Origin of the sequence: Pseudomonas sp. YuFO20 (assembly GCF_035064975.1) — a bacterium.
Lineage (GTDB): Bacteria > Pseudomonadota > Gammaproteobacteria > Pseudomonadales > Pseudomonadaceae > Aquipseudomonas > Aquipseudomonas putida_AE.
This window is the reverse complement of sequence record NZ_JAXDEO010000041.1, coordinates 19,645-45,416: the sequence shown is the minus strand read 5'-3', so window position 1 is coordinate 45,416 and position 25,772 is coordinate 19,645. Positions and strand designations below refer to the sequence as shown.

Below are 25,772 nucleotides of genomic sequence, written 5' to 3'. Positions count from 1 at the left end.
CAAGCACCATTGGCGAAAGGTCCTTCACCATGTTCCGCTATGCCTTGCCCCTCGCGTTGCCAGTCAGCCTGGCGTTCTTATTGACCGCGTGTGGTCACGAGGAGGCGCCCGTGGCCAGCGTGCGCCCGGCCATGGTGGTCCAGCCAGAGCCTTCGGCCCAGGCGATGGAAAGTTATCCCGGTGAAGTGCGCGCCCGTTTTGAACCGGACCTGGCGTTCCGCATTGGCGGCAAAGTCAGCCGACGACTGGTCGACGAAGGGCAGCGGGTCAAGGCCGATCAACCACTGGCAGAACTCGACCCCCAGGACGTGCGCCTGCAACTGGAAGCCACCCGTGCCCAGGTCGCGGCCGCCGAAGCCAATTTGAACATGGTGCGCGCCGAGCGTGATCGCTACAAAACGCTGATGGAGCGCCAGCTGGTCAGCCGCTCGCAGTACGACAATCACGAAAACCTGTACCGCTCCGGTGAAGCGCGCCTTAAACAGATCAAGGCCGAATTCAACGTCTCGACCAACCAGGCCAGTTACGCGGTATTGCGCGCGCCGCAGGATGGCATCGTTGCCAAGCGTGCGGTGGAAGTCGGGCAAGTGGTCGCGGCCGGGCAAACAGTGTTCACCCTGGCCACCGATGGCGAGCGTGAAGTGTTGATCAGCCTGCCGGAGCAGAGCTTCGGCCGCTTCAAGGTCGGCCAGCCGGTGGCGGTGGAGTTGTGGACGCAACCGGATCAACGCTTCGCCGGACACATCCGCGAGCTGTCGCCGGCCGCTGATCCCAAGTCCCGCACCTTCGCCGCACGTATCGCCTTCAATGCCGGCAAGGTGCCGGCCGAACTCGGCCAGAGCGCCCGTGTCTTCGTGCAGACGGCCGAAGCCGTGGCGTTGTCGGTGCCACTGTCGGCGCTGACTGCGGAAAACGGCGTGACCTACGTCTGGGTCGTCAGCGCCAACAACACCTTGAAGAAGACCCCGGTGCGGGTCGGCGCCTTCGGTGAGAAAACCGTTCCGGTGCTTGAAGGCCTCAATGCCAGCGACTGGGTGGTGGCCGCCGGCGTCCATGTGCTTCTCGACGGGCAGGCCGTACGCCCGGTGGATCGCTCCAACCGCGTGGTCAATCTGGCGGACAAGGAGTAATCCCCGATGGGTTTCAATCTTTCCGCCTGGGCACTGCGCAATCGCCAGATCGTACTGTTCCTGATGCTCTTGCTGGCGATCGTCGGCGCATTGTCCTACACCAAGCTGGGTCAAAGCGAAGACCCGCCCTTCACCTTCAAGGCCATGGTGATCCGCACCAACTGGCCGGGAGCGACCGCGCAGGAAGTCTCGCGCCAGGTCACCGAACGCATTGAAAAGAAGCTGATGGAAACCGGCGAGTACGAGCGCATCGTGTCGTTCTCCCGCCCCGGTGAATCCCAGGTAACCTTCATCGCCCGTGACTCCATGCACTCGGTGGATATCCCGGAACTCTGGTATCAGGTGCGCAAGAAGGTCAGCGACATTCGTCATACCCTGCCGCCGGGTATCCAGGGGCCGTTCTTCAACGATGAATTCGGCACCACCTTCGGCAATATCTACGCACTGACCGGCGAAGGTTTCGATTACGCCGTGCTCAAGGACTACGCCGACCGCATCCAGATCCAGCTGCAGCGGGTCAAGGATGTAGGCAAGGTCGACCTGCTCGGTTTGCAGGACGAGAAGATCTGGATCGAGCTGTCCAACGTCAAGCTCGCCACCCTCGGGCTGCCCTTGGCGGCGGTGCAACAAGCCCTTGAAGAACAGAATGCGGTGTCCACCGCGGGGTTCTTTGAAACCACCAGCGAGCGATTGCAGCTACGGGTCTCGGGGAATTTTCAGACGGTAGAGGAGATCAAGAACTTCCCGATTCGCGTCGGCGATCGGACGTTCCGCATCTCGGATGTCGCGAACGTGCGTCGCGGGTTCAACGATCCACCGGCTCCGCGCATGCGCTTCATGGCTGAAGACGCCATCGGCCTGGCGGTGGCGATGAAGGACGGTGGTGACATCCTGGTGCTGGGCAAGGCCCTGGAAATCGAGTTTGCCCGTATCCAGAAGAATCTCCCGGCCGGCATGCAATTGCGCAAGGTCTCCGACCAACCGGCCGCGGTGAAAACCGGGGTCGGCGAGTTCGTCCAGGTGTTGGTCGAAGCGCTGGCCATCGTGTTGCTGGTGAGCTTCTTCTCCCTCGGTGTGCGCACCGGCATGGTGGTGGCCCTGGCCATTCCGCTGGTGCTGGCGATGACGTTCGCCTGCATGTATTACCTGGGGATTGGCCTGCACAAGATTTCCCTCGGCGCACTGGTGCTGGCGCTGGGCTTGCTGGTGGACGACGCCATCATCGCCGTGGAAATGATGGCGATCAAAATGGAGCAGGGCTTCGACCGGATCAAGGCGGCGAGCTATGCCTGGACCAGTACCGCCTTCCCGATGCTCACCGGCACGCTGATCACCGCCGCCGGCTTCCTGCCGATCGCCACCGCGCAATCGGGTACCGGCGAATACACCCGTTCGATCTTCGAAGTGGTGACCATTGCGCTGCTGGCATCCTGGGTGGCGGCGGTGCTCTTCGTGCCGTACCTGGGGGAAAAACTCCTGCCGGACCTGGCGAAAATTCATGCAGCCAAACACGGAGCCGGCCAACCCGATCCTTACGCTACGCCGTTTTATCAGCGCGTTCGGCGTCTGGTGGAATGGTGCGTGCGCTGGCGTAAAACCGTGATCACCGCGACCGTGGTGCTGTTCATTGCCTCCATCGTGCTGTTCCGCTTCGTGCCGCAACAGTTCTTCCCGGCCTCCGGCCGTCTGGAGTTGATGGTCGACCTGAAGCTGGCCGAAGGCGCATCCCTGAGCAATACGGCCGAAGAGGTCAAGCGCCTCGAAGCGTTGCTCAAGGACAAAGCCGGGATCGACAACTACGTAGCCTACGTCGGCACCGGTTCACCGCGTTTTTACCTGCCATTGGATCAGCAGCTGCCCGCCGCGAGCTTCGCCCAGTTTGTCGTCCTGGCGAAAACCATCGAGGATCGCGAACCCCTGCGCACCTGGCTGATCACCACCCTCAACGAACAATTCCCGGCCTTGCGCTCGCGGGTCACGCGCCTGGAAAACGGCCCGCCGGTTGGCTATCCGGTGCAGTTCCGGGTGACCGGTGAGCACATCGAGGAAGTCCGCGCACTGGCCCGCAAAGTCGCGGCCAAGGTTCGCGAAAACCCCCATGTGGTCAACGTCCACCTGGACTGGGAAGAGCCGAGCAAGGTGGTGTACCTGAACATTGATCAGGACCGTGCTCGGGCACTGGGGGTGAGCACGGCGAACCTGTCGAAGTTTTTGCAGAGCTCGCTGACCGGTTCCAGCGTCAGCCAGTACCGCGAAGACAACGAGTTGATCGAGATCCTGTTGCGCGGCACCTTGCACGAGCGCACCGAGCTGTCGCTGCTGCCAAGCCTGGCGGTGCCGACCGACAATGGTCGCAGCGTCGCCCTGTCGCAGATTGCGACGCTGGAATACGGCTTTGAAGAAGGCGTGATCTGGCACCGCAATCGCCTGCCCAACGTCACCGTGCGTGCCGACATCTATGGCAAGGAACAACCGGCGACTTTGGTGCAACAGATCATGCCGACACTTGATCCGATCCGCGCTGAACTGCCCGACGGCTACTTGCTGGATGTCGGCGGTACCGTGGAAGACTCGGCACGCGGGCAGAACTCGGTGAAGGCTGGCGTGCCGTTGTTCATCGTGGTGGTGTTGACCTTGCTGATGCTGCAGTTGCGCAGTTTCTCACGCACGGCAATGGTGTTCCTGACGGCGCCCTTGGGCTTGATCGGAGTGACGCTGTTCCTGATGGTGTTCCGCCAGCCGTTCGGTTTTGTGGCCATGCTCGGGACCATCGCGCTGTCGGGGATGATCATGCGTAACTCGGTGATCCTGGTGGATCAGATCGAGCAGGACATCGCTGCCGGGTTGAAGCCCTGGCAGGCGATCATCGAGGCCACGGTGCGGCGGTTCCGGCCGATTGTGTTGACCGCGCTGGCGGCTGTTCTGGCGATGATACCGCTGTCGCGCAGTGTGTTCTTCGGGCCGATGGCGGTGGCGATCATGGGCGGTTTGATTGTGGCGACGGCGTTGACGCTGTTGTTCCTGCCGGCATTGTATGCGGCCTGGTTCCGGGTCAAAAAGGAGCCGATCTGACCTTGGGCGGCTTCGGGCCGACCCTTTGCTCGCGGCTGTACCCGATCTGCTGTAGGCGCTGGCTTGCCGGCGATGACGGCCTGACAGCCAAACCGAGCCAGCGGAACTTCCTACAGCCATATCAGAACCGTCCGATATTGAGCCCCAGAGGCCCGGATGTTGTACTCAAGATTCGGTTTCACGAGTTCTGAGACGGCATCAATGAAAAAGCCACCCATGCTGAAGGGGAGGTCAGACCCGGTTTTCGATTTGCTGACAAAATCGCCACACAAAGAACGCCGAAAGCCCGCACAGCGCAGTACGCCAGCCTGTTGCTCGCCGGGGGTTCTGCGGGTCAACGATGACGTGGTGGTGCAGGACGGCCAGGGCAATACGGTTCATGTTCCGCCTCCCGCCGCGGGGCTCGCGGCTCGATTGCGGGTGCTGTCGAAGTGGATCAATCAATCCCATGACGATCCGCATCGGGCGGATTACCTGCACCCGTTGATCAAGGGTATCGCGCTGCATTTCGCGCTGGGTTATGAGCATCCATTTCGTGATGGCAACGGTCGCGTCGCACGGGCGTTGTTCTACTGGTTCATGTTCAAGAATGATTTCTCGGCGTTTCGTTACATCGCGATCAGCGTCTTGCTACGCAATGCGCCGGTGAAATACGGACGCTCCTATCTCAATAGCGAAGCGGATGACCTGGACTTGACGTACTTCATCGATTTCCAGTGTTGGGTGGTGCTGCGTGCTGTCAGCAGCTTTACCGAGGCTTATAGGAAAAGTCTGGTTAATGCCGAGAGCTTTGATCGTTGGTTGTCGGAGTCCGGGTTTTTTGAGCGGGTAGGAGCTGCCGAAGGCTGCGATCTTTAGATCTTGTTTTTTAAATCAAAATCAAGAGATCGCAGCCTGCGGCAGCTCCTACAGGTGGTTGTTACAGTGTGCCGAATACCTTCTTGGCCAAACTGGTCGCCGCAGCCGCGGGGTTCTGGCGGATGGTTTCTTCCTGTTTGCCGATCATCTCGAACAAGCCGTTCAACGCCTGTTCGGTCACATAGTTCTCGACGTTGGCGTTCTTTGCGTCGATCACGCCCATGGTCGCGGCCTGGCCGGCGAACGAGTTGTATTGTTGGGCCAGGCCGACCTGGTCGGTGGCTTGCTTGACGATCGGCAGGAACCTGGCGCGGATCTGTTCGCGGCTGGTCTTGTTCAGGTACTGGGTGGCTGAGTCATTGCCGCCACTGAGGATGCCCTTGGCGTCTGCAACGGACATTTTCTTCACCGCGTCGACGAGGATCGGCTGGGCCTGGGTCACGGCGGTTTCCGCCGCTTTGTTCATGCTGGTTTCCAGTTGATCGACCTGATCACCCATGCCGAACTGTTTCATTTTGCTGGCGACCTTGCCCAGTTTGCCCGGCAGTTCGATCTTCACGTCCGGGTTGTTGCTGAAGCCGCCCGGGGTGCCGAGTTGTTTCACGGCCAGTTGCGCGCCTTGGGTCAGGGCGTCCTTGAGTCCGCCGGTGGCGTCTTTCTGCGACAGGTCAGTGAGGGACAGCGCCATAGCGCTGGCAGAGATCATCAAACCTGCGCACAGGGCGGTAAAACGGATTTTTTTCATGAAGCGGATCCTTGTTATTGGCGCGTGAAGAAGAGCGGCGCCAACGACAATTTAACGGATTTCGCCAGCAATAGCGCCTCGCAAACCGATCCAGGCATTTGGCATTACATCAGGCATCCGGTTGCGCGGTTGCGGCGACGTTGTCGACCCGTATGTCCAGTGGCTGCAAATAGTCGACACCCAACTCTACCGGGTAGCGTTCAGTGTTGATAAAGATGAGCCGTCCTTCGTTTTCGATTTGTGCACGGATTGCGTAGGTGTGACCTGGCTGAATATCCGCGGTGCTGTACTCAAGATTGAAACTCAACCCGGCGGTCTCAGCATTGCGGGTAACCTGGGCAGCGAGCTGCCTGGCCGGTGCATCAGCCAGGGAGACGTCCTCCAGGCTGACTTGAAGTATCGAGTTCGGTGCGAGCCCGATCCTCTGCGGATAGTGAACGGTACCGTTGATGCTCTTGGTGTGTTCGTTGTTCATCATGATTTCCTTATCCAATGATTCGTCGAAGATGACGAGTGCCAAGCATATGGTTGAATTAGCCAAACCCCTGTAGGGGAATTCGGCAAATCCACGACGAATCTTCCTGAACATCCATGTTCAGGGTCGTCAGGGATTTCAGGGCGCGGTGGGTGGCGGTTGATCCGCCGCATCTTCACTGCGATGCAACGCCACCTGACGGATCGACAAGCGAATCTCCGCCGGCAATACCCGCTTGGCCGCGCCTTCTGCCAGTTCACCGAGCAGTTCGTGGTAGCTCAGCTTGCCGGCTTCGTCGCGCTTGAGCACTTCAAGGTCGAGCATCGTCTGGATGAAGTGGCGGAACAGGCTCTTGTCGAAGAATTCCGGGGCGTTCAGGCCATGCAGGATCGACAGGCGCTGGGCCATGACCGTGCACAGGTCTTCCAGTTCTTCGGCGCTGATGCTGTTCTGGCCGCTGTTGAGCAGCAGGGAGACGGTCATGTAGAAGCGCTGCAAGGTCTGGGCGATGCTTTTCGACAGCAGCGTCAGCAATACGAAATGCCGTGAACTTGGTGCCGGGCGCAGGTAGACGTCGTTCTCGAAGCGCAACAGACCTTGCTCGACGAAGGCTTGCAGCCACTGGTCGATCACCGCATCCAGCTCGTCCAGCGACCAGCGAATGAACAACTCTGCTTGCAGGTAGGGGTACAGCGCACGGGTGTAGCGCAGGATCTGTTCGCGGCTCATGCGCGACGCGCTCTGGAAGAAACTCGCCAGCAGCGCCGGCAGCGCAAAGATGTGCAGCACGTTGTTGCGGTAGTAGGTCATCAGGACGGCGTTCTGCTCGTCCAGATAGAGAATCTTGCCCAAGGCATCGCTCTGCTCGGAGAGCAGGTCCATGTCCTTCACATGCTCGATCAACGCCCGGCCGTCACCTTCCGGCAACGTGGTGTGCGGTGAGTACGGGACTTTGCGCAACAACGCCAGGTACAGGTCGAGCACCCGCGCCATGGCGCGATCGTCCAGGGCCAGGCGGCTGGTGGACAGCAGCGCCAGCGCGACCAGGTTGACCGGGTTGATCGCCGCCGCTTCGTTCAAGTGCTGTGCGACTTTCTCACCGAGGCGGTTGGTGGTTTCGTTGAGCCAGGCGGGTTTGAACTGCGGGCCCAGTTCCTGCTTGCGCCAGTCCGGCTGTTCGCTGTCGAGGAATTCCGCGAGCTTGATCGGCTCACCGAAGTTCACCGCGACCTGACCGAAGCGCTGCTTGAGGGCGCCGATGACTTTGAAGATGTCGAAGATCGATTCTTTCTTCTTGGTCGCGCCACGCAACTCGCCAAGGTAGGTGCGGCCTTCCAGCACGCGCTCGTAACCGATGTACACCGGCACGAAGACGATGGGCATGCGCGACGAGCGCAGGAAGCTGCGCAGGGTGATCGCCAGCATCCCGGTCTTCGGCTGCAGCATGCGCCCGGTGCGCGAACGGCCGCCCTCGACGAAGTACTCCACCGGGAAGCCCTTGGTGAACAGGGTATGCAGGTATTCGTTGAACACCGAGGTGTACAGCGGGTTGCCCTTGAACGTGCGGCGCATGAAGAACGCGCCGCCACGGCGCAGCAGGCTGCCGATCACCGGCATGTTCAGGTTGATGCCGGCGGCGATGTGCGGCGGGGTCAGGCCGTTGCGAAACAGCAGGTACGACAGCAGCAGGTAGTCGATGTGGCTGCGGTGGCACGGGACGTAGATCACTTCGTGACCCTGGGCGACCTTCTGCACACCTTCGATGTGGTTGACCTTGATGCCGTCGTAGATCTTGTTCCAGAACCAGCTCAGCACCACTTCCAGGAAACGGATAGCGGTGTAGGTGTAGTCCGAGGCGATCTCGTTGCCATAGCGCAGGGCCTGGGCCTTGGCTTTCTCCGGCGAGATGTTCTCGCGCTCGGCTTCGTCGAGGATCGCTTGCCGGACCAGGGGCTGGTTGACCAGGCCCTTGACCAGGTTGCGTCGGTGGGAAATGTCCGGGCCGATCACTGCGGCCTTCAGGTTGCGGAAGTGCACCCGCAGGATGCGCTGGGCCATGCGCACGGTGCGCTCGTGGCCCTTGTTGTGCTCGATCAGTTCGCGCAGGTGGATGGGTGCGGAGAACTGCACGCGGGTCTTGCGTCCCAGCACGATGATGCTGAGCAGGCGACGCAGGCGCCCGGTGACCGCCCAGCTGTCGGCGAACAACAGTTTCCATGGACTGTTTTCGCTGTCCGGCGACTGGCCCCAGAACACGCTGACCGGAATGATCTGCGCGTCTTCGGCGGCGTTCTGGCTCAAGGCGCTGACCAGGCGGGTCAGGGTGGGCGGCGCACCGCGCTTGTCCTGGCGGCCGAGCCAGTCCGGGTCCGGGGTCAGGTAGAAGAACGCGGCCGGTTCCAGCAGGTTGCCCACCGATACCGGCAACACCGGCCGCGGCAGGCCGGCCTTGGTGCATTCGGTGTCGACCACGGCGAGGTCGGTCAGCGAAGGGTTTTGCAGGACGTAGAACACCGGACGACTGCGGTCGAGGTTGAGGGTGAACGACGACTGGTTGATCGTCTCCGAGCGAACCCAGAGGTACAACAGTCGGCGCAGGGTGCCAAACACAAGACGGCGGAACGGGGAGCGGGTCATACGGCTTCTGCGTGAGTGAATAAAACCGAGCGGTTGCTCGGGCGCTCGATAGTGTGCCGTATTCATCGAAAATCGGCAAAAAAGCGGTCAACCAATCTGTAGTTGAGAGTTTCTGTGCCTGTCATATACTCGGCCGCTCAAAATAAAAACAACGGGGGTACTGAAAATGGCTACGCGCGAAACCGGCAACGTGAAGTGGTTCAACGACGCCAAGGGCTACGGCTTTATTCAACGCGAGGACGGGGTGGACGTGTTCGTGCATTACCGCGCGATTCGCGGCGAAGGGCATCGTTCGCTGACCGAAGGCCAGCAGGTTGAGTATGGGGTGGTGACTGGCGAGAAGGGGTTGCAGGCCGAGGATGTCGTAGGTCTGTAACTCGGATCTTCAGATCAGCCAGAACCAATGTGGGAGCGGGCTTGCTCGCGAATGCGGTGTGTCAGTCAACGTTGATGGCGACTGACACACCGCATTCGCGAGCAAGCCCGCTCCCACATGTGTTTGGCGTCGTTTACGCGGTTTTCCAGGTGATCTCTTCTTCACCATCGGCGCTGATGCGAATCCAGCGATCCGCCGTCTCTTCACCTTCTTCCTCGACCCAGCTACCCGGTGCGCAGCGCACTTCGACGTTCAGCGCGGCAAACGCGGCGCGGGCGCAGGCGATGTCGTCGTCCCACGGCGTCTGGTCGCTTTCCAGGTACAGGCTGTTCCACTTTCCTACGGCCTTGGGCAACCAGGTCACCGGCACATTGCCCGCCTTGCACTTGTAGGTCTGGCCTTTCTGTACCCAGTCGGTGCACGGGCCCAGTGCCGTGCCGAGCCAGGCCGAGATGGCCTTGTGGTCGACGTCGGCGTCTTTCAGGTAAATCTCGATATCGGGTTGGCGCATGGATGTCCTCACTGCGTGTCTGAAAAATCCATTCGCGGATTTAGCCGGCCTCGGGCCGTTGCCCAAGGCCAAAAATGTTTGAAGTTATTGAAGTACGAAATAATCGTAGCGCATCGATACGGTGACCTCGAAGGGTTCGACCTGCTCGATCACCGCTGCCCGGCGTTCAGCACTCGCACGCCAGCCGTGGGGCGTCATGGCCAGCAGGTTCGCCCGGTCCTGGCCGCTGGTTAGCGTCAGTTTGAAGGTCAGGATTTCACTGTGCGCCAGCGCCATGCCTTCGGGCACCAGGTCCAGGTGCTTGTCGTCGATGTACTCGCGCACTTCGTCGTACAGCCGCTCGCGTAATTCCATCAGGTGGCCGCTGGTCGGTCCGACTTTCATCAGGCCGCCGCCGGGGCTGAGCAGGCGTTTGGCTTCGTCCCAATCCAGCGGGCTGAAGACGCTGGCGAGGAACTGACAGCTGCCCGACGCCAGCGGTACGCGGGCCATGCTGGCGATCAACCAGGTGAGCCCGGGATTGCGTTTGCACGCACGCTTGACCGCTTCCCGGGAAATGTCCAGGGCGTAGCCGTCGGCCTCCGGCAAGGCGTCGGCGATCTGCGCGGTGTAGTAACCCTCGCCACAGCCGATGTCGACCCAGCGCTGTGGCGCGTAGCCGGCAGCCAGTTGCGCCAGGCGCTTGGCCACCGGCGCGTAATGGCCGGCGTTGAGGAAGTCGCGGCGGGCTTCGACCATTGCCTGGTTATCCCCAGGGTCGCGGCTGTTCTTGTACTGCACCGGCAACAGGTTCAGGTAACCCTGGCGCGCGCGGTCGAAACGATGCCCGGCGGGGCAGGCCACGCCGTTGTCCACCGCGCCCAGCGGTTCGCTGCAGATCGGACACGCGAGCATCAGGCGAGCAACTTGATCAGGGTCTGGTAGTAAATCTCGGTCAGCACGTCGAGGTCAGCCGCCAGTACGCGCTCGTTGACCTGGTGGATGGTCGCGTTGACCGGCCCCAGTTCGACTACTTGCGTGCCCATGGTCGCGATGAAGCGGCCGTCGGAGGTGCCCCCACTGGTGGACGCCTTGGTGTCCCGACCGGTGATGTCCTTGATGCTCGACGACACCGCATCGAGCAGCGCGCCCGGCTCGGTGAGGAACGGCAGGCCGGACAATGCCCAGTCGATGTGCCAGTCCAGGCCGTGCTTGTCGAGGATGTCGGCGACGCGCTTTTGCAGGCCTTCGACGGTGGATTCGGTGGAGAAGCGGAAGTTGAACACGGCGACCAGGTCACCCGGGATCACGTTGGTCGCGCCGGTGCCGGAGTTGACGTTGGAAATCTGGAAACTGGTCGGCGGGAAGAAATCGTTGCCATGGTCCCAGTGCTCGGCGGCGAGTTCCGCCAGTGCCGGGGCGGCGAGGTGGATCGGGTTCTTCGCCAGGTGCGGATAGGCTACGTGGCCCTGCACACCGCGTACGGTCAGCTTGGCACCGAGTGAGCCGCGACGGCCATTCTTGACCACGTCACCGACCAGGGTGGTGCTCGACGGTTCGCCGACGATGCACCAGTCCAGACGCTCCTTGCGCGCAGCCAGGCGCTCAACCACTGCCTTGGTGCCGTGATGCGCCGGACCTTCTTCATCACTGGTGATCAGGAAGGCGACCTTGCCTTTGTGATCCGGGTAGTCGGCGACGAAACGCTCGGCGGCCACGGTCATCGATGCCAGGCTGCCTTTCATGTCCGCCGCGCCACGGCCGCAGAGCATGCCGTGCTCGTCGATCACTGCATTGAACGGGTCGATCTGCCAGGCGGTCACCGGGCCCGTCGGTACCACGTCGGTGTGGCCGGCGAAGCACAGCACCGGGCCATCGTGTTTGCCGTGGGTGGCCCAGAAGTTATCCACATCTTCGATGCGCATCGGTTCCAGGGCAAAACCGGCATCGCCCAGGCGCTGCATCATCTGCTTCTGGCAATCGGCGTCGACCGGGGTCACGGACGGACGGCGGATCAGGTCGATGGCGAGTTGAAGGGTCGGCGAAAGGTCGGCGTGGGCCGTCATGGAAAACTCCGGAGATCATGAATATGGGCGCGGACTGAATGTGGGAGCCAGCCTGCTGGCGATGGCGGTGTGGCAGTCAACATAAACGGTGATTGTTACATTGCCATCGCCAGCAGGCTGGCTCCCACAGGGATGGATATCACGCCAAGCCCCGCAAAATGGCGGTTATCTTAAAGCAAAACGGCGACCATTGGCCGCCGTTTAGTGTATCCGGCCTTATTTAGACCACGGGTGCCGCTTGCGCTTCGACCGACGGCTTGGGCAGCGACGACAGGAACGCCATGATCAGGGCGGCCAGGTACGGCAGCGACTGCACCAGCAACATGGTCACCCAGAAGCGCATGTCGTTGCTCGGCATGCCGTTCACCAGGTAGATCCCCAGGGCCGCGCCCCACAACAGCAACATGATGAACACTTCTTCGCGGGCCTCGGAAATCGCCACCCAGAAGCCGTGGTTATCGGCATTCTTCGGCGTGCGGAAGAACGGAATGCTGCTGGTGAAGAAGCCGTACAACACCGCCTTGGCGATAGTGTGCGACAACGCCAGCCCGGCCAGCGCCGCGCAGAAGGCATCCTTGAGGTTCACGCCCACCGCGCGACGGTAGAGGAAGATGATCTTGCCGACCTTGAACACGAACAGCGCCAAGGGCGGGATGGCGAAAATCAGCAGCGGCGGGTCGACCCGTTGCGGCACGATGATCATCGCCGCCGACCACAACAGCGCGCCGACGGTAAAGAAGATGTTCATGCCATCGGCCACCCATGGCAGCCAGCCCGCGAGGAAGTGGTAGCGCTGGCCGCGCGTCAGCTCGGTGTCCTTGCCGCGCAGCAGGCTGCGGGTGTGACGCTTGATGATCTGGATCGCGCCGTAGGCCCAGCGGAAACGCTGTTTCTTGAAGTCGATGAAGGTGTCGGGCATCAAGCCTTTGCCGTAGCTGTCGTGGTAATACGCCGCCGACAGGCCTTTTTCGAACACCCGCAGGCCCAGCTCGGCGTCTTCACAGATGCACCAGTCGGCCCAGCCCAATTCTTCGAGCACCGAGCGGCGGGTCATGGTCATGGTGCCGTGCTGGATGATCGCGTCACGGTCGTTGCGGGTGACCATGCCGATGTGGAAGAAACCTTTGTACTCGGCGTAGCAGAGCTTCTTGAAGGTACTTTCGTTCTGGTCGCGGTAGTCCTGCGGCGACTGCACCACGGCGATCTTCGGATCGGCGAAGTGCGGCACCATGTGCTTGAGCCAGTTGGGGTGCACGCAATAATCGGAATCGATCACCGCGATCACTTCGGCATCCTTGGCGGTGTGCGGAATCAGGTAGTTCAGCGCGCCGCCCTTGAAGCCGGCCAGGGGCGCGACGTGGAAGAACTTGAAGCGCGGGCCGAGGGTTGCGCAGTAATCGCGCACCGGCTCCCAGACGGCCGGGTCCTTGGTATTGTTGTCGATGATCAGGACTTCGAAGTCCGGATAGTCGAGGTTGGCCAGGGCGTTGAGGGTCTGTTTGACCATCTCCGGCGGCTCGTTGTAGCACGGCACATGGATCGACACTTTCGGACGGTAGCTGGAGTCGCCTTCCACTGGCAGGAACTCGCGCCGGCGCTTGTGCACCCACACGGCTTCGGCCAGTTCATGGGCCTCGGTCAGCAATACGATGAACACCCCGAGCGCACCAAGGGCGAGCAGGAACCCCACGGTCAGGCTGAACCAGGTGCTGTATTGCAGGCTGTAGTCATAACCGATCCACACCAGCACCGAACCGCAGAGGAACGCGATGAAGGTCAGGAAGGTGCGTCCACGCTGGCGCAACGCCGAGCCGTCGATCATCAACAGGGTCAACGACAGCAGGGCCAGCACCACCGAACCGACGGCCAGCACGCGCCATTGCGGAATGGCGACCACCGGGCCTTCGAAGTTGAATTTCTGTTGGCGCGCGGCGTTGAACACGCCCCAATAAGCACCCACCGAGCCTTCGTCACTGGCCTTCCACGGCTGGTCGAAGGCTTCGATCACGAAGTAGTTGAAGCCCTGGCGGTTGAGCTTGTTGACCAGGGTTCGCAGGTAGATCGCCTGGTCTGCCGGCGACGCATCGGCGCCCCCGCGCATGCGGCCGTTGCTCGGCCAGCCCACTTCGGAGAGCAGCAGCGGTTTTTTCGGGAACATCTTTTTCAGGTCGCGGGCGCGGTCGAGGACGAACTGCCCGGCCTTGTCCATCGGGATGAATTCCCAGTACGGCAGCACGTGGGCGGCGATCAGGTCGACGTGCTTGGCCAGTTCCGGGTGCTCTTCCCAGACGTGCCACTGTTCGGACGTGGTCACCGGCACTTTCACGGCAGCGCGGACGCGGTCGAGCATGACGCTGAGTTCCTGGGCGGTGATTTCCTTGCGGAAGATCGCTTCGTTACCGACCACCACGCGAACCACACTGCGTGAAGTGTTGGCGATTTCGATGGCGCGGGTGATTTCGCGCTCGTTGCGCTCCTGGTCCGGGCTGATCCAGATCCCCAGGGTCACGCGCAGGCCAAACTCTTCCGCCAGCTTGGGAATGTTCTCCAGCGTACCGTCGACCGAGTAAGTACGGATGTTGTCCGTCAACTTGCTCATGATCTCCAGGTCACGACGCATTTGATCGTCGGTCGGGTACTGCTCTTTCTGCGGGAATTGACCCTGCTGGAAAGGTGAGTACGAGAAGCCGGAGATCTGTTCGGGCCAGTTGGGGGCGGTCACCGGGCGGTTGATCAGCGCCCAGAAGCCGGTAAACAAGGCAGCGATGGCGAGCACCACCACCAGGTTGAGTCCAAATTTACGCGATGACATAGTTATTTCGGGTTCCAAAGACTGTGGAACGAAGGAACGGTCGGACCGCCGAGGGGCGCGCATCCTACACTGGGCATTCTCTGAACGTACAGCGGACAGGGAATTACCCGATATTGGGCAGTTTGATTTCGTTAAAGTTCTTTCAGTTTTTCATGTGACTGATTTTGTCTTCATATCGCCATATAATGCCCGCCGGTTTTTGGGGTTATGGTCATGAGTACAGAAGATCCGCGGTTTGCAGGCATCGCCCGTTTGTATGGCATCGAAGGCCTTGAGCGCTTGAAAGCGGCGCATGTGGCGATCGTCGGTGTCGGTGGCGTCGGCTCCTGGGCGGCGGAAGCCATGGCGCGTTGCGGTGTGGGCGAGATATCACTGTTCGATCTGGATGATGTTTGCGTCAGCAACGCCAACCGCCAGTTGCATGCACTGGACAGCACCGTCGGCAAACCCAAGGTCGAGGTGATGGCCGAGCGCCTGCGCGGGATCAACCCGGACTGCACGGTGCACGCGGTGCCGGATTTCGTCACGCGCGAGACCATGGCCGAGTACATCACGCCGAACATCGACTGCGTGATCGACTGCATCGACAGCGTCAACGCCAAGGCGGCGCTGATCGCCTGGTGCAAGCGGCGCAAGATCCAGATCATCACCACCGGTGGTGCGGGCGGGCAGATCGACCCGACGCTGATCCAGGTCTGCGACCTCAACCGCACGTTCAATGACCCGCTGGCTTCGAAAGTACGCTCCACCTTGCGTCGCGACTATGGCTTCTCGCGCACCGTGACCCGTCATTACAGCGTGCCGTGCGTGTTCTCCACCGAACAACTGCGCTACCCGAAACCGGATGGCAGCATTTGTTTGCAGAAGAGTTTTGTCGGTGATGGGGTGAAGCTCGATTGTGCCGGCGGCTTTGGCGCGGTGATGATGGTGACGGCGACCTTCGGCATGGTCGCGGCGACCAAGGCGGTGGACAAGATTGTGGCGGGTGTAAGGCGGCCGGCGGAGCGGGTCAAACCCCTGTAGGAGCTGCCGCAGGCTGCGATCTGTTGATCTTGAAAATCAAGATCAACAGATCGCAGCCTGCGGCAGCTCCTACACGTCGCTTAGGCTCCGCATCCGCTGGAGAACAGCATTCAAGCCGTTACTGCGCGACTGCGACAACTGCCGCCCCAGTCCCAACTGATTGAACCACTCCGGCAAATCCACCTGCCGCAACTCGACCGCAGACAAGCCGTTGACCCGCGCCAGCAGCAATGCCACCAAACCGCGAATCAACCGCGCATCGCTGTTGGCGCTGAACTGCCAATGACCGCTCTGCAACTCGCCCACCAGCCACACCTGGCTTTCACAGCCGTGCACCCGGTTGGCGTCGCACATCTGCGCATCGCTCAGGGCGGGCAGACGCTCGCCCCATTGCATCAGCAAACGCGCACGCTGTTCCCAGCCAGCGGCAGCCTGAAAAGTTGCGAGTGCAGTCACGGCATCGGCGGGCAAGCTCATCGCAGCAACTCCAGCGCCTGGTCCAGCGCTTCAAAGAACCGTTGAAGATCCTCGGAATCGTTGTACAACGCCAACGACACCCGAATCGCCCCGGACAGCTCAAGACTTTTGAGCAATGGCATGGCGCAGTGATGACCGGCGCGCACGGCGATGCCCTGTTCGGTCAGCAAGTGCGCCAGATCCGAGTTATGCACACCTTCGACGGTAAAACTGGCCAGTGCCACCTGCGGTTTGCCTAGCAACCGGATGCCGTTGCGTGACTCAAGGCCTTTCAACAGACAGGCATGCAGCGCCGCTTCATGGGCCGAGACCGCGTCCTGGTCGAGGCCGGCGAGGTAATCCAGGGTTGCCCCCAGCCCGATGACACTGGAAATCGGCGGCGTTCCGGCCTCGAAACCCAGCGGGGCAGGGCGAAAGCGCGCGCTGAGGTAATCCGCGTCCAGCACCATTTCGCCGCCGAACTGCCAATGGCGCAGTTGCTTGAGCGCCTCATTGCGCCCGAACAGAACGCCCAGGCCATCGGGGCCGTAGAGCTTGTGGCTGGAAAATACATAGAAGTCGCAGCCCAACGCCTGCACGTCATGGCGGCCATGGACCACGCCCTGGGCGCCGTCGATCACGGTCAAGGCGTTGTGTGCCTTGGCCAGCGCCAGCAGCGCGGGTAACGGTTGCCAGGCGCCAATAACGTTGGACAACTGACTGACGGCCAGCAGACGTGTGCGAGGGCCGATCATGGGTGCGGCGGCTTCAAGGTCGATCACACCGTCGGCATCCAGCGGCAGGATCACCAGCTTCAGGTCGCGACGGTGCGCCAGTTGCTGCCACGGCAGCAGGTTGGCGTGGTGTTCCAGGGCGCTGATGACAATCTCGTCGCCTGGATTGAAAAGAGGTTCCAGGCCATAGGCCAGGAGGTTCAGCGCGCTAGTCGCGCCGTGGGTAAAGACAATTTGACCGCTGTCGCCGGCATTCAGCCAATGGGCGGTTTTGCGCCGACTGTCCTCGAACGCCTGGGTGGCATGGGCGCCGGGCAGGTGTTGCGCCCGATGCACGTTGGCCGCGCCGTTGGCGTAGTAATGCGCCAGGGCATCGAGCAGGGCTTGCGGTTTTTGCGTGGTGGCGGCGTTGTCCAGATAGGTCTGGCCTTGCCGTTGCAGGGCGGCGATGGCCGGAAAGTCGGCACGCCAGGGAGAGAGAATCATCATGCTATCGGGCCCTGGTGAACATGGGCGGGGTGTACGCCTGACCATTATGGGTTCGATTCTGCTCACGATGGCGGTTTCGAGGACGCCATCGCGAGCAGGCTCGCTCCCACAGGCTTAGTTGTGAGCGTGCAGCGCTTCGTTCAGTTCGATGGCCGATTTGTGGGTTTTGCATTCCACGGCACCGGTTTCCGAATTGCGACGGAACAGCAGGTCGGCCTGGCCGGCCAGTTCACGGGCCTTCACGACCTTGACCAGCTTGTTGTTCTCGTCCAGCAGCGCCACTTTGGTACCGGCGGTCACGTACAGGCCCGATTCAACGGTGTTGCGATCGCCCAACGGGATGCCGATACCGGCGTTGGCGCCGATCAGGCAGCCTTCGCCCACCTTGATCACGATGTTGCCGCCGCCAGACAGGGTGCCCATGGTCGAGCAACCGCCGCCCAGGTCCGAGCCCTTGCCGACGAATACGCCAGCGGAAACGCGGCCTTCGATCATGCCCGGGCCTTCGGTGCCGGCGTTGAAGTTGATGAAGCCTTCGTGCATCACGGTGGTGCCTTCGCCCACGTAGGCGCCCAGGCGCAGGCGCGCGGCGTCAGCGATACGCACGCCGGCCGGTACCACGTAGTCGGTCATTTTCGGGAACTTGTCCACCGAGAACACTTCCAGCAGCTCGCCGCGCAGGCGGGCTTCGAGTTGGTGCTCAGCCAGTTCGGCCAGGTCAATCGCGCCCTGGCTGGTCCAGGCGACGTTCGGCAGCAGCGGGAACACGCCCGCCAGGTTCAGGCCGTGGGGCTTGACCAGGCGATGGGACAGCAGGTGCAGCTTGAGGTAAGCCTCAGGCGTGGAGGTCAGTTGTGCGTCTTCAGCCAGGATGGTGGCGACCAGGGGCTTGTGGCTCTCTGCCAGACGGGTCAGCAGGGCGGCCTGGGCAGCGTCGACGCCTTTCACGGCTTCAGCCAGCTGCGAAGCTTGCGCGGTGGTGAAGGTGATGGCCTGGTTGCCTTCGCTGTAGCCCAGGATCGGCGCGATGGCAGCAACCAGTTCGGCCGAAGGGTTGAGCAGTGGCTGTGCGTAGAACACTTCCAGCCACGCGCCTTGACGGTTTTGAGTGCCGACACCAAAGGCCAGGCTGAACAGGGTAGTGGACATGTTGATACCTCTAACAAATTGGAACGGGCTGCTTACTTGAGCGCGGCCGCGTAGATATCTGGCTTGAAGCCAATCAGGGTTCGGTCACCGAGATCGAGCACCGGGCGCTTGATCATCGAAGGTTGTGCGAGCATCAGTTCGATGGCTTTCGGCTGGTCGAGATCGGCTTTGCGTTCGTCGTCGAGCTTGCGAAAGGTCGTGCCTGCACGGTTCAACACCACTTCCCAGCCGTGCTCGTTGCACCATTGGGTCAGGTGTTCACGGTCGATACCGACCGCTTTGTAATCATGGAAGTCATAGCTGACAGCGTGTTCATCGAGCCAGGTGCGCGCCTTTTTCATGGTGTCGCAGGCCTTGATGCCGAAAAGGTGCAACGTTTTACTTGAAACGGTCAAGGAATCGCCCCCTTTACAGGTGTCGGAAATAAAAGGTGTCGGATTATGCCATGGCCGGACGGTTTCGCGGCGCTTGAGGTCGATTTCCCACTGCAAAACCTGTGGGAGCCAGCCTGCTGGCGATAGCGTCGGATCTGTCGGCATCAGTATTGAATTTGGCGCCGCCATCGCCAGCAGGCTGGCTCCCACACGGGGGCTGCGACATAGGTACAACGGTCAGACGTATCCTAAGCGGCTAATATGGCAGTTCAACGCTGTCGATAGTCTGAGATTTCCGTTTTATGCAAACCGCCTACACCGTCCTGATCCTGTTGATGCTGGTAGGCGTTTCGCGCTTGCTCGGGCGGTTGATCCCCCTGCCACTGCCGTTGGTACAAATTGCCGCGGGCGCCTTGCTGGCCTGGCCGACCCTCGGTCTGCATGTGGCGTTGGACCCTGAATTGTTTCTGTTCCTGTTCCTGCCGCCTTTGTTGTTTTCCGACGGTTGGCGCATGCCCAAGCGTGAATTCTGGCAACTACGTGGCCCGATCCTGACTCTGGCGGTGGGGTTGGTGCTGTTTACCGTGGTCGGCGCCGGGTATTTCATTCACTGGTTGCTGCCGACTATCCCGCTTCCGGTAGCCTTTGCCTTGGCCGCAGTGCTGTCGCCCACGGACGCCGTGGCGGTCTCGGCGATCTCGCAGAATCGCTTGCCCACGCCCTTGATGCACATCCTGCAGGGCGAAGCCTTGATGAACGATGCCTCTGGTCTGGTGACGTTCAAGTTCGCTCTTGTGGCGGCAGTGACCGGTGCGTTCTCGCTGGCCAATGCCAGCGTCACCTTCGTCTTGGTGGCAGTTGGGGGGCTGGCCATCGGCGTGGCATTGAGCTGGGTGGTGGGGCGCCTGCGCTCGTGGATGATCGCCCGTGGCTGGGATGACCCTGCCACCCACGTCGTCTTCATGTTGTTGCTGCCGTTTGCCGCTTACGTGCTGGCCGAGCGCGTGGGGGCGTCGGGCATCCTGTCGGCGGTCGCGGCGGGGATGATGCAGAGCTGGCTCGATCTGCTGCCGCGCCAGACCAACACGCGGCTGCTCAATCGCAGCGTCTGGTCATTGCTCGAGTTCGCCTTCAATGGCTTGATCTTCCTGCTGCTGGGCTTGCAGTTGCCGGACATCGTCAAGGCCGTGGCCAGCCATGAAACCTCGCTGTGGCCGACGCTGTTGTATCGATGCTTCGATGTGCTGGCGATTTTCCTGGTGTTGCTGGTGCTGCGGTTCGTCTGGGTGCAAAGCATCTGGCGCCTGTCCATTGTGCTGCGGCGCTGGCGCGGCAAGGATGAGATCACCCGGGTGCCGAGCGCGCGCTCCTGCTGGTTGCTGACCGTCGGTGGCGTGCGCGGGGCGGTGACGCTGGCGGGTGTGTTGTCGGTGCCGATGCTCATGGGGGGCGACGCATTTCCCGAGCGCGACCTGCTGATCTTCATCGCCGCCGGGGTGATTCTGCTGTCGTTGATCGCCGCGTGCATTGCCTTGCCGTTGCTGCTGCGCGGCATCGAGAAAAGCCCGGACGACAAGCGCCGCAATGAAGTGCGCGACGCCTGGCGCAAAACCGCCGAAGCGGCGATCCATGCCCTCGAAACCGAAGAGGTCAACCCACAGGACGCTGCTCAAGCGGCGCTGGCGGCAGAGCTCAAGGCGCGGATCATGTCCGAATATCGGCATCAGCTGGAGGTGTTCAATGACTCGGCCGAAGCCCAGGCACTGGCGTTCCAGATGGATTTGCTGGAGCGGCGTTTGCGCTTGAAGGCGCTGCGGGCGCAGCGCCTGGAGCTGTACAGCCTCAGTCGTCATCACCAGATCGGCGATGACGTGTTGCGTGAGGTGTTGGGTGAGCTGGATCTGAGTGAAGCCAAGCTCGGCCAGGTGAAATAACCCCGCGGTTATTTGCGGCGCTGGATGAAGTCGCGGATACGTTGCGCAGCCTCGACACACTCGGCCAACGGCGCAACCAGCGCCATGCGCACACGGCCGGCACCCGGATTGACGCCATCGACATCCCGCGACAGGTAGGAGCCTGGCACCACGGTCACGTGCTCCTGCTCGAACAGGTCGCGGCAGAAGGCTGCGTCGTCACCGGCCACATTCGGCCACAGGTAAAAACCGCCGTCCGGGCGTTGCACGTCCAGCACCGGGCTGAGGATTTCCAGCACGGCGTCATACTTTTCGCGATACAGCGCACGGTTGGCGCGTACGTGCACTTCGTCGTTCCACGCGGCGACGCTGGCCAGTTGGGTTTGAACCGGCATCGCGCAGCCGTGGTAGGTGCGATAGAGCAGGAAGCCCTTGAGGATATCCGCGTCACCGGCCACGAAGCCAGAACGTAGGCCCGGCAGGTTGGAGCGCTTGGAGAGGCTGTGGAAGACCACGCAACGCTTGAAGTCCTTGCGACCCAATTCCACGCAGGCGCTGAGCAGCCCGGCCGGCGGGGTCTGTTCGTCGAAATACAGTTCGCTGTAGCACTCGTCCGCGGCGATCACGAAGTCGTGCTCATCAGCCAGGGCGATCAGCTTCTTCAGGGTCTCGACCGGAATCAGAGCGCCGGTCGGGTTACCCGGCGAGCACAGGAACAGGATCTGGCAGCGTTTCCAGATGTCCGGGGAAACGGCATCGAAATCCGGGTTGAAGCCGTTTTCGTCCAGGCACGGCAGGTAGTGCGGCTTGGCCCCGGCGAGGAACGCAGCGCCTTCATAGATCTGATAGAAGGGGTTGGGGCTGACCACCAGCGCGTCGTCGCCACGATTGACCACGGTCTGGGTGAAGGCGAACAGCGCTTCGCGGGTACCGTTGACCGGCAGCACGTTGCGCGCCGGGTCGATCCAGCCGTTCGGCACGCCGAAGCGACGCTCGCACCAGGCGGCGATGGCTTCGCGCAGGGCCGGGATGCCGAGGGTAGTCGGGTACACGGCCATCTGATCCAGGTTGCTGGCCAGGGCCTCGGCGACGAAGCTTGGCGAGCGGTGCTTGGGTTCGCCGATCGACAGCGCGATAGGGCGCTTGTCGGGGTTGGGCGTGACGCTGCCGAGCAGGGCGCGGAGCTTTTCGAACGGGTAGGGCTGGAGCTGGGTCAGGGCGTTGTTCATGAGGGCCTCGTTCAATGTGGGAGCGGGCTTGCTCGCGAAAGCGGTGTGTCTGTCGCCATCAATGGTGTTTGACAGGACGCTTTCGCGAGCAAGCCCGCTCCCACAGGGGGAATATGTATATTCAGATACTGATGCGCGACAACTTGATATCGGGTTCCTGGTTAACACTCAACTGCTCGACGATTGCGTCTTGTAACCGACTGCACAACAACGGGTCGGACAACGGCTGGTTGTTTGCGTCGGTAATGAAGAACACGTCTTCCACGCGCTCGCCGAGGGTGGCGATCTTGGCGTTTTGCAGCGACAGGTCGAACTCCAGGAAAATCGTGCCGACCCGTGCCAGCAGGCCAGGGCGGTCAGGGGCGGTCAGTTCCAGGACGGTCACCGGACGCTGGGCGTCATTGTGGATCGTCACCTGTGGCGCAAAGGCGAAATGCTTGAGCTGGCGCGGTACCCGACGCTGGATGATGGTCGGATAATCGTCCGGATTGCGCAGGGCTTCGGCCAGGCCGTCACGGATCTGCTTGACCCGCGCCGGATTATCGCCGATCGAGTCGCCGTCGGTGTCGAGCACAATGTAGGTGTCGAGGGTGAACTGGCTGCTGGAGGTGATGACCCGGGCGTCATGGATGTTCAGGTTGAGCTGGTCCATCGCGGCCACGGTCACGGCGAAGAAGTCGTGCTGGTCCGGTGCGTAGATGAAGATCTGCGTGCCGCCCTCGAACTCGCGTTGGGTGGTTTCCTTGATCAGCACCAGCGGCCCGCCGTCGGCCGGCTGCTGGAGGATCGCATCGCTGTGCCAGGCGACGTCGCCGGCGGTGTGGCGCAGGAAATAGTCGTCACCCAATTGCGCCCACAACTGCTCGACGTCGTCCGGGTCGGTGCCGCCCCGCACGAGGATGTCCAGCGCGGCGCTCTGGGTCTGGCGGATCTGTTCTTCGCGGTCCACCGGGTTTTCCAGGCCACGACGCAGGGCGCGCTTGGTCTCGGTGTAGAGCTGGCGCAGCAGGCTGGCCCGCCAGGAATTCCACAGGGTCGGGTTGGTCGCGTTGATGTCGGCGACCGTCAGCACGTACAGGTAGTCGAGGCGGGTTTCATCGCCCACGGCCAGGGCGAAATCATGGATCACCTGCGGGTCGGACAAATCCTTGCGCTGGGCCGTGGTCGACATCACCAGATGGTTTTGCACCAGCCAGACGATCAGGCGGCTGTCCCACACCGGCAGTTGATGGCGTTGGCAGAAGGCGGCGGCGTCCACCGCGCCGATCTCCGAGTGATCGCCATGCCGGCCCTTGCCGATGTCGTGATACAGCCCGGCGAGGTAGATCAGTTCAGGCTTGGGCAGCTTGGCCATGAGCTTGCTGGCCAGCGGGAATTTTTCCGACACTTGCGTGTACTGCAACTTACGCAGGTGCTTGATCAGGTTCAGGGTGTGGGCGTCGACCGTGTAGATGTGGAACAGGTCGTGCTGCATCTGCCCGACGATGAAACCGAACTCCGGCAGATAACGCCCGAGAATGCCGTAGCGGTTCATCCGGCGCAGGTTGCGGTGGATGCCGATCTTGCATTTGAACAGCTCGATGAACAGGCTGGTGTTGCGAATGTCGTTGCGGAAGTTGTCGTCGATCAGGTGGCGATTTTCGCGCAGCAGACGAATGGTGTCGGCGCGTACGCCCTTGATTTCCGGTTGCTGGGCCATCAGCACGAAGATCTCGAGCATGGCGAACGGCGTGCGGCGGAACACATTGTCGTTACGCGCCTCGATGTAGCCGTCGTGCAGCTGGAATCGCGAGTTGACCGGCTGTGGCGGCGCTGCATCCTCCGGTGCGAGGATGACTTCCTCGAAGTGCTGGATGATCAGGTCGCTGAGCTGGGCAATGCTCATGACCACGCGGAAATACTGCTGCATGAAGTTCTCGACGGCCTGCTTGGCGTCGTCCCCTTCAAAGCCCAGCAGCCCGGCAATGGTGCGCTGGTGATCGAACAGCAGGCGGTCTTCGGCGCGCCCGGCGAGCATGTGCAGGGCGTAGCGGACCTTCCACAGGAACTCCTGGGAGGAGGCCAGCAAGGCGTTTTCGCTTTCGACCAGGAACCCTTCGCCGGCCAGTGCCCGCAGGTTCAAGGTGCCGTACTCGCGACGGGCCACCCACAGAATCGTCTGGATATCCCGCAGGCCGCCGGGCGAGCCCTTGACGTTGGGTTCCAGGTTGTATTCGGTGTCGTTGTACTTGTGGTGACGGGCTTTCTGCTCGGCGCGCTTGGCCAGGAAGAAGTCCTTGCTCGGCCACATGTGCGCGGTGCTGGTGACATCCAGCATGCGCTGGCGCAAGTGCTCCGGGCCGCAGATGGTGCGGCTTTCCATCAGGTTGGTGACGACTGTCAGGTCGGCGCGGGCTTCGATGGCGCACTCCTCGACCGACCGAACGCTCTGGCCGACTTCCAGGCCGATGTCCCACAGCAGGGTCAGGAAGCGCTCGATGGAATCGCGGAAAACCTCGTGGTCGGCGCTGTCGAGCAGGATCAACAGGTCGATGTCGGAGTAGGGGTGCAGCTCGCCACGACCGTAGCCGCCGACCGCGACCAGCGCGATGTCGGCGTCCTCACTCCAGTCGAACTGCTCCCAGGCCTTTTGCAGGAGGTTATCGACGAACCAGGCACGGTCCTCGATCAATCGGCGAATGTCCCGGCCGCTGCGAAAGCGTCCGTCGAGCACTTCGCGCGCCTGGCGGATCGCCTTCTTGAAGGCCGCGATCGGGCTGGCCTTCAGGGCCAGTTCAGCCTGGAACTGGCCACGATCGAAGAGTTCGGGATCCACCTGCGGCATTGATTGGCTTTCCTTTCTATAGGCTGGGTTCGGTGAGCGGATCAGGCCGAAACGCGGGGGATGGTGTCATCGCTGCGCAGGGTGAAGATCTCGTAACCGGTCTCGGTCACCAGCAGGGTGTGTTCCCACTGTGCCGACAGCTTGCGGTCCTTGGTGATCGCGGTCCAGCCATCGCCCAGCACCTTGGTGTCGGCCTTGCCCTGGTTGATCATCGGCTCGATGGTGAAGGTCATGCCGGCCTTCAGTTCCATGCCGGTACCGGCACGGCCGTAGTGCAGGATCTGCGGCTCTTCATGGAACACCTTGCCGATGCCGTGGCCGCAGAACTCACGAACCACCGAAAAACCGTTTTTCTCGGCGTGCTTCTGGATGATTTCACCGATGTCGCCCAGGCGGCAGCCGGGCTTGACGATCTCGATCGCCTTGTACATGCATTCCTGGGTCACTTGCGACAGGCGCTCGGCCCAGACCGGCACGGTGCCGACGTGGAACATGCGGCTGGTGTCGCCGTGGTAGCCATCCTTGATCACGGTGACGTCGATGTTCAGGGTGTCGCCATCCTTGAGCGGCTTGTCGTTCGGGATGCCGTGGCAGACCACATGGTTGATCGAGGTGCAGATCGACTTGGGATAGCCCTTGTAGTTCAGCGGGGCAGGGATGGCCTTCTGCTCGTTGACGATATAGTCGTGGCAGATCTGGTTCAGTTGATCGGTGGTAACGCCCGGTTTGACATGTTCAGCAATCATTTCCAGCACATCGGCGGCCAGTTTGCCGGCGACGCGCATTTTTGCGATGTCCTCGGGGGTTTTGAGGGTGACGGTCATACAGGCTCTCTCTGCGCTCGATGGCGCTTTCTTGACGAAAAGGGCGTTGCGCGATCGATCTTCGCAGCCCTGAAAAACGCGATTCTAACAGACGAT

The 25,772-nt window shown here is 61.7% G+C and carries 19 protein-coding genes and 1 pseudogene; 6 read left to right on the top strand and 14 right to left on the bottom strand.

The window, feature by feature from the left end; genetic code table 11:
• Positions 1-29 precede the first annotated feature (29 nt).
• From SOP85_RS21740 to SOP85_RS21730, 3 genes and pseudogenes are all read left to right on the top strand, one after another.
• Positions 30-1,130 (top strand): efflux RND transporter periplasmic adaptor subunit, encoded by a 1,101-nt coding sequence (locus SOP85_RS21740; RefSeq protein WP_323608743.1) that lies wholly within the window; start codon positions 30-32, stop codon positions 1,128-1,130.
• A gap of 6 nt (positions 1,131-1,136) precedes the next feature.
• On the top strand, positions 1,137-4,202 hold the full coding sequence (locus SOP85_RS21735) for an efflux RND transporter permease subunit (protein ID WP_274077182.1): 3,066 nt from the start codon (positions 1,137-1,139) through the stop codon (positions 4,200-4,202).
• A gap of 315 nt (positions 4,203-4,517) precedes the next feature.
• Positions 4,518-5,060 (top strand): annotated as a pseudogene (locus SOP85_RS21730) (Fic family protein); the annotation flags it as partial.
• Between the two features lie 61 nt (positions 5,061-5,121).
• Here the strand turns inward: SOP85_RS21730 and SOP85_RS21725 are convergent.
• The 3 genes from SOP85_RS21725 to plsB all read right to left on the bottom strand — a co-directional run bounded on the left by SOP85_RS21725 (position 5,122) and on the right by plsB (position 8,917).
• Positions 5,122-5,805 (bottom strand): DUF4197 domain-containing protein, encoded by a 684-nt coding sequence (locus tag SOP85_RS21725; RefSeq protein ID WP_323628183.1) that lies wholly within the window; start codon positions 5,803-5,805, stop codon positions 5,122-5,124.
• 109 nt (positions 5,806-5,914) lie between these two features.
• Entirely contained in the window at positions 5,915-6,280 is a 366-nt protein-coding gene (locus SOP85_RS21720; protein ID WP_323628182.1) for a YbaY family lipoprotein, read from the bottom strand.
• A gap of 138 nt (positions 6,281-6,418) precedes the next feature.
• Positions 6,419-8,917, bottom strand: a complete 2,499-nt coding sequence (gene plsB / locus SOP85_RS21715) for a glycerol-3-phosphate 1-O-acyltransferase PlsB (protein WP_323628180.1) — start codon at positions 8,915-8,917, stop codon at positions 6,419-6,421.
• A 166-nt stretch (positions 8,918-9,083) separates the two neighbouring features.
• On the opposite strand from plsB, the gene SOP85_RS21710 reads away from it, so the two are divergent.
• Complete coding sequence (locus tag SOP85_RS21710) at positions 9,084-9,293, top strand: cold-shock protein (RefSeq protein WP_008035470.1); 210 nt, start codon at positions 9,084-9,086, stop codon at positions 9,291-9,293.
• A 133-nt stretch (positions 9,294-9,426) separates the two neighbouring features.
• Here the strand turns inward: SOP85_RS21710 and SOP85_RS21705 are convergent, their stop codons facing one another.
• The 4 genes from SOP85_RS21705 to SOP85_RS21690 form a co-directional block, all read right to left on the bottom strand.
• Positions 9,427-9,804 carry a hypothetical protein gene (locus tag SOP85_RS21705; RefSeq protein WP_046816499.1) on the bottom strand — a complete coding sequence of 126 codons (378 nt, stop codon included), beginning with the start codon at positions 9,802-9,804 and terminating at the stop codon, positions 9,427-9,429.
• A gap of 84 nt (positions 9,805-9,888) precedes the next feature.
• The gene (locus SOP85_RS21700) at positions 9,889-10,698 is read right to left on the bottom strand and encodes a putative RNA methyltransferase (protein ID WP_323628179.1); all 810 of its coding nucleotides are present in this window, start codon (positions 10,696-10,698) and stop codon (positions 9,889-9,891) included.
• On the bottom strand, positions 10,698-11,849 hold the full coding sequence (gene dapE, locus SOP85_RS21695; protein ID WP_323608748.1) for a succinyl-diaminopimelate desuccinylase: 1,152 nt from the start codon (positions 11,847-11,849) through the stop codon (positions 10,698-10,700). Before dapE ends, SOP85_RS21700 begins: the two co-directional genes overlap by 1 nt.
• A gap of 220 nt (positions 11,850-12,069) precedes the next feature.
• Complete coding sequence (locus SOP85_RS21690; protein ID WP_274077176.1) at positions 12,070-14,661, bottom strand: glycosyltransferase; 2,592 nt, start codon at positions 14,659-14,661, stop codon at positions 12,070-12,072.
• Between the two features lie 213 nt (positions 14,662-14,874).
• Here SOP85_RS21690 and tcdA point away from each other — a divergent pair, with 213 nt between their 5' ends.
• Positions 14,875-15,684, top strand: a complete 810-nt coding sequence (gene tcdA / locus SOP85_RS21685; protein WP_406591888.1) for a tRNA cyclic N6-threonylcarbamoyladenosine(37) synthase TcdA — start codon at positions 14,875-14,877, stop codon at positions 15,682-15,684.
• A gap of 69 nt (positions 15,685-15,753) precedes the next feature.
• On the opposite strand, the gene SOP85_RS21680 is transcribed toward tcdA, so the two are convergent.
• The 4 genes from SOP85_RS21680 to SOP85_RS21665 form a co-directional block, all read right to left on the bottom strand.
• Positions 15,754-16,161: a SufE family protein gene (locus SOP85_RS21680; RefSeq protein WP_323628178.1), complete on the bottom strand. Its 408-nt coding sequence runs from the start codon at positions 16,159-16,161 to the stop codon at positions 15,754-15,756.
• Positions 16,158-17,363: an aminotransferase class V-fold PLP-dependent enzyme gene (locus SOP85_RS21675; protein ID WP_274077173.1), complete on the bottom strand. Its 1,206-nt coding sequence runs from the start codon at positions 17,361-17,363 to the stop codon at positions 16,158-16,160. The genes SOP85_RS21680 and SOP85_RS21675 overlap by 4 nt, the downstream gene beginning before the upstream one ends.
• 114 nt (positions 17,364-17,477) lie before the next feature.
• Positions 17,478-18,512 carry a 2,3,4,5-tetrahydropyridine-2,6-dicarboxylate N-succinyltransferase gene (dapD, locus tag SOP85_RS21670; RefSeq protein ID WP_274077172.1) on the bottom strand — a complete coding sequence of 345 codons (1,035 nt, stop codon included), beginning with the start codon at positions 18,510-18,512 and terminating at the stop codon, positions 17,478-17,480.
• 32 nt (positions 18,513-18,544) lie between these two features.
• Positions 18,545-18,907, bottom strand: a complete 363-nt coding sequence (locus tag SOP85_RS21665) for an ArsC family reductase (RefSeq protein WP_046816507.1) — start codon at positions 18,905-18,907, stop codon at positions 18,545-18,547.
• A 281-nt stretch (positions 18,908-19,188) separates the two neighbouring features.
• Here SOP85_RS21665 and SOP85_RS21660 point away from each other — a divergent pair, with 281 nt between their 5' ends.
• Positions 19,189-20,820: a Na+/H+ antiporter gene (locus SOP85_RS21660; RefSeq protein WP_323628176.1), complete on the top strand. Its 1,632-nt coding sequence runs from the start codon at positions 19,189-19,191 to the stop codon at positions 20,818-20,820.
• Between the two features lie 8 nt (positions 20,821-20,828).
• Here SOP85_RS21660 and dapC read toward each other — a convergent pair whose 3' ends face one another.
• The 3 genes from dapC to map form a co-directional block, all read right to left on the bottom strand.
• Complete coding sequence (dapC, locus tag SOP85_RS21655) at positions 20,829-22,028, bottom strand: succinyldiaminopimelate transaminase (protein ID WP_046816509.1); 1,200 nt, start codon at positions 22,026-22,028, stop codon at positions 20,829-20,831.
• 121 nt (positions 22,029-22,149) lie between these two features.
• Entirely contained in the window at positions 22,150-24,852 is a 2,703-nt protein-coding gene (locus SOP85_RS21650) for a [protein-PII] uridylyltransferase (RefSeq protein ID WP_274077170.1), read from the bottom strand.
• A 41-nt stretch (positions 24,853-24,893) separates the two neighbouring features.
• Complete coding sequence (gene map / locus SOP85_RS21645) at positions 24,894-25,676, bottom strand: type I methionyl aminopeptidase (RefSeq protein WP_046816511.1); 783 nt, start codon at positions 25,674-25,676, stop codon at positions 24,894-24,896.
• Between the last annotated feature and the right edge of the window lie 96 nt (positions 25,677-25,772).

What these genes read in the sequence shown, in the direction of transcription:
- SOP85_RS21675 (WP_274077173.1), bottom strand. Translation starts at nt 17,363, where the DNA reads ATGATGATTCTCTCTCCCTGGCGTGCCGACTTTCCGGCCATCGCCGCC.
- SOP85_RS21705 (WP_046816499.1), bottom strand. Translation starts at nt 9,804, where the DNA reads ATGCGCCAACCCGATATCGAGATTTACCTGAAAGACGCCGACGTCGAC.
- SOP85_RS21660 (WP_323628176.1), top strand. Translation starts at nt 19,189, where the DNA reads ATGCAAACCGCCTACACCGTCCTGATCCTGTTGATGCTGGTAGGCGTT.
- dapC (WP_046816509.1), bottom strand. Translation starts at nt 22,028, where the DNA reads ATGAACAACGCCCTGACCCAGCTCCAGCCCTACCCGTTCGAAAAGCTC.
- SOP85_RS21720 (WP_323628182.1), bottom strand. Translation starts at nt 6,280, where the DNA reads ATGAACAACGAACACACCAAGAGCATCAACGGTACCGTTCACTATCCG.
- SOP85_RS21650 (WP_274077170.1), bottom strand. Translation starts at nt 24,852, where the DNA reads ATGCCGCAGGTGGATCCCGAACTCTTCGATCGTGGCCAGTTCCAGGCT.
- SOP85_RS21690 (WP_274077176.1), bottom strand. Translation starts at nt 14,661, where the DNA reads ATGTCATCGCGTAAATTTGGACTCAACCTGGTGGTGGTGCTCGCCATC.
- SOP85_RS21710 (WP_008035470.1), top strand. Translation starts at nt 9,084, where the DNA reads ATGGCTACGCGCGAAACCGGCAACGTGAAGTGGTTCAACGACGCCAAG.
- tcdA (WP_406591888.1), top strand. Translation starts at nt 14,875, where the DNA reads ATGAGTACAGAAGATCCGCGGTTTGCAGGCATCGCCCGTTTGTATGGC.
- SOP85_RS21735 (WP_274077182.1), top strand. Translation starts at nt 1,137, where the DNA reads ATGGGTTTCAATCTTTCCGCCTGGGCACTGCGCAATCGCCAGATCGTA.
- SOP85_RS21680 (WP_323628178.1), bottom strand. Translation starts at nt 16,161, where the DNA reads ATGAGCTTGCCCGCCGATGCCGTGACTGCACTCGCAACTTTTCAGGCT.
- map (WP_046816511.1), bottom strand. Translation starts at nt 25,676, where the DNA reads ATGACCGTCACCCTCAAAACCCCCGAGGACATCGCAAAAATGCGCGTC.
- dapD (WP_274077172.1), bottom strand. Translation starts at nt 18,512, where the DNA reads ATGTCCACTACCCTGTTCAGCCTGGCCTTTGGTGTCGGCACTCAAAAC.
- plsB (WP_323628180.1), bottom strand. Translation starts at nt 8,917, where the DNA reads ATGACCCGCTCCCCGTTCCGCCGTCTTGTGTTTGGCACCCTGCGCCGA.
- SOP85_RS21725 (WP_323628183.1), bottom strand. Translation starts at nt 5,805, where the DNA reads ATGAAAAAAATCCGTTTTACCGCCCTGTGCGCAGGTTTGATGATCTCT.
- SOP85_RS21700 (WP_323628179.1), bottom strand. Translation starts at nt 10,698, where the DNA reads ATGCTCGCGTGTCCGATCTGCAGCGAACCGCTGGGCGCGGTGGACAAC.
- dapE (WP_323608748.1), bottom strand. Translation starts at nt 11,849, where the DNA reads ATGACGGCCCACGCCGACCTTTCGCCGACCCTTCAACTCGCCATCGAC.
- SOP85_RS21740 (WP_323608743.1), top strand. Translation starts at nt 30, where the DNA reads ATGTTCCGCTATGCCTTGCCCCTCGCGTTGCCAGTCAGCCTGGCGTTC.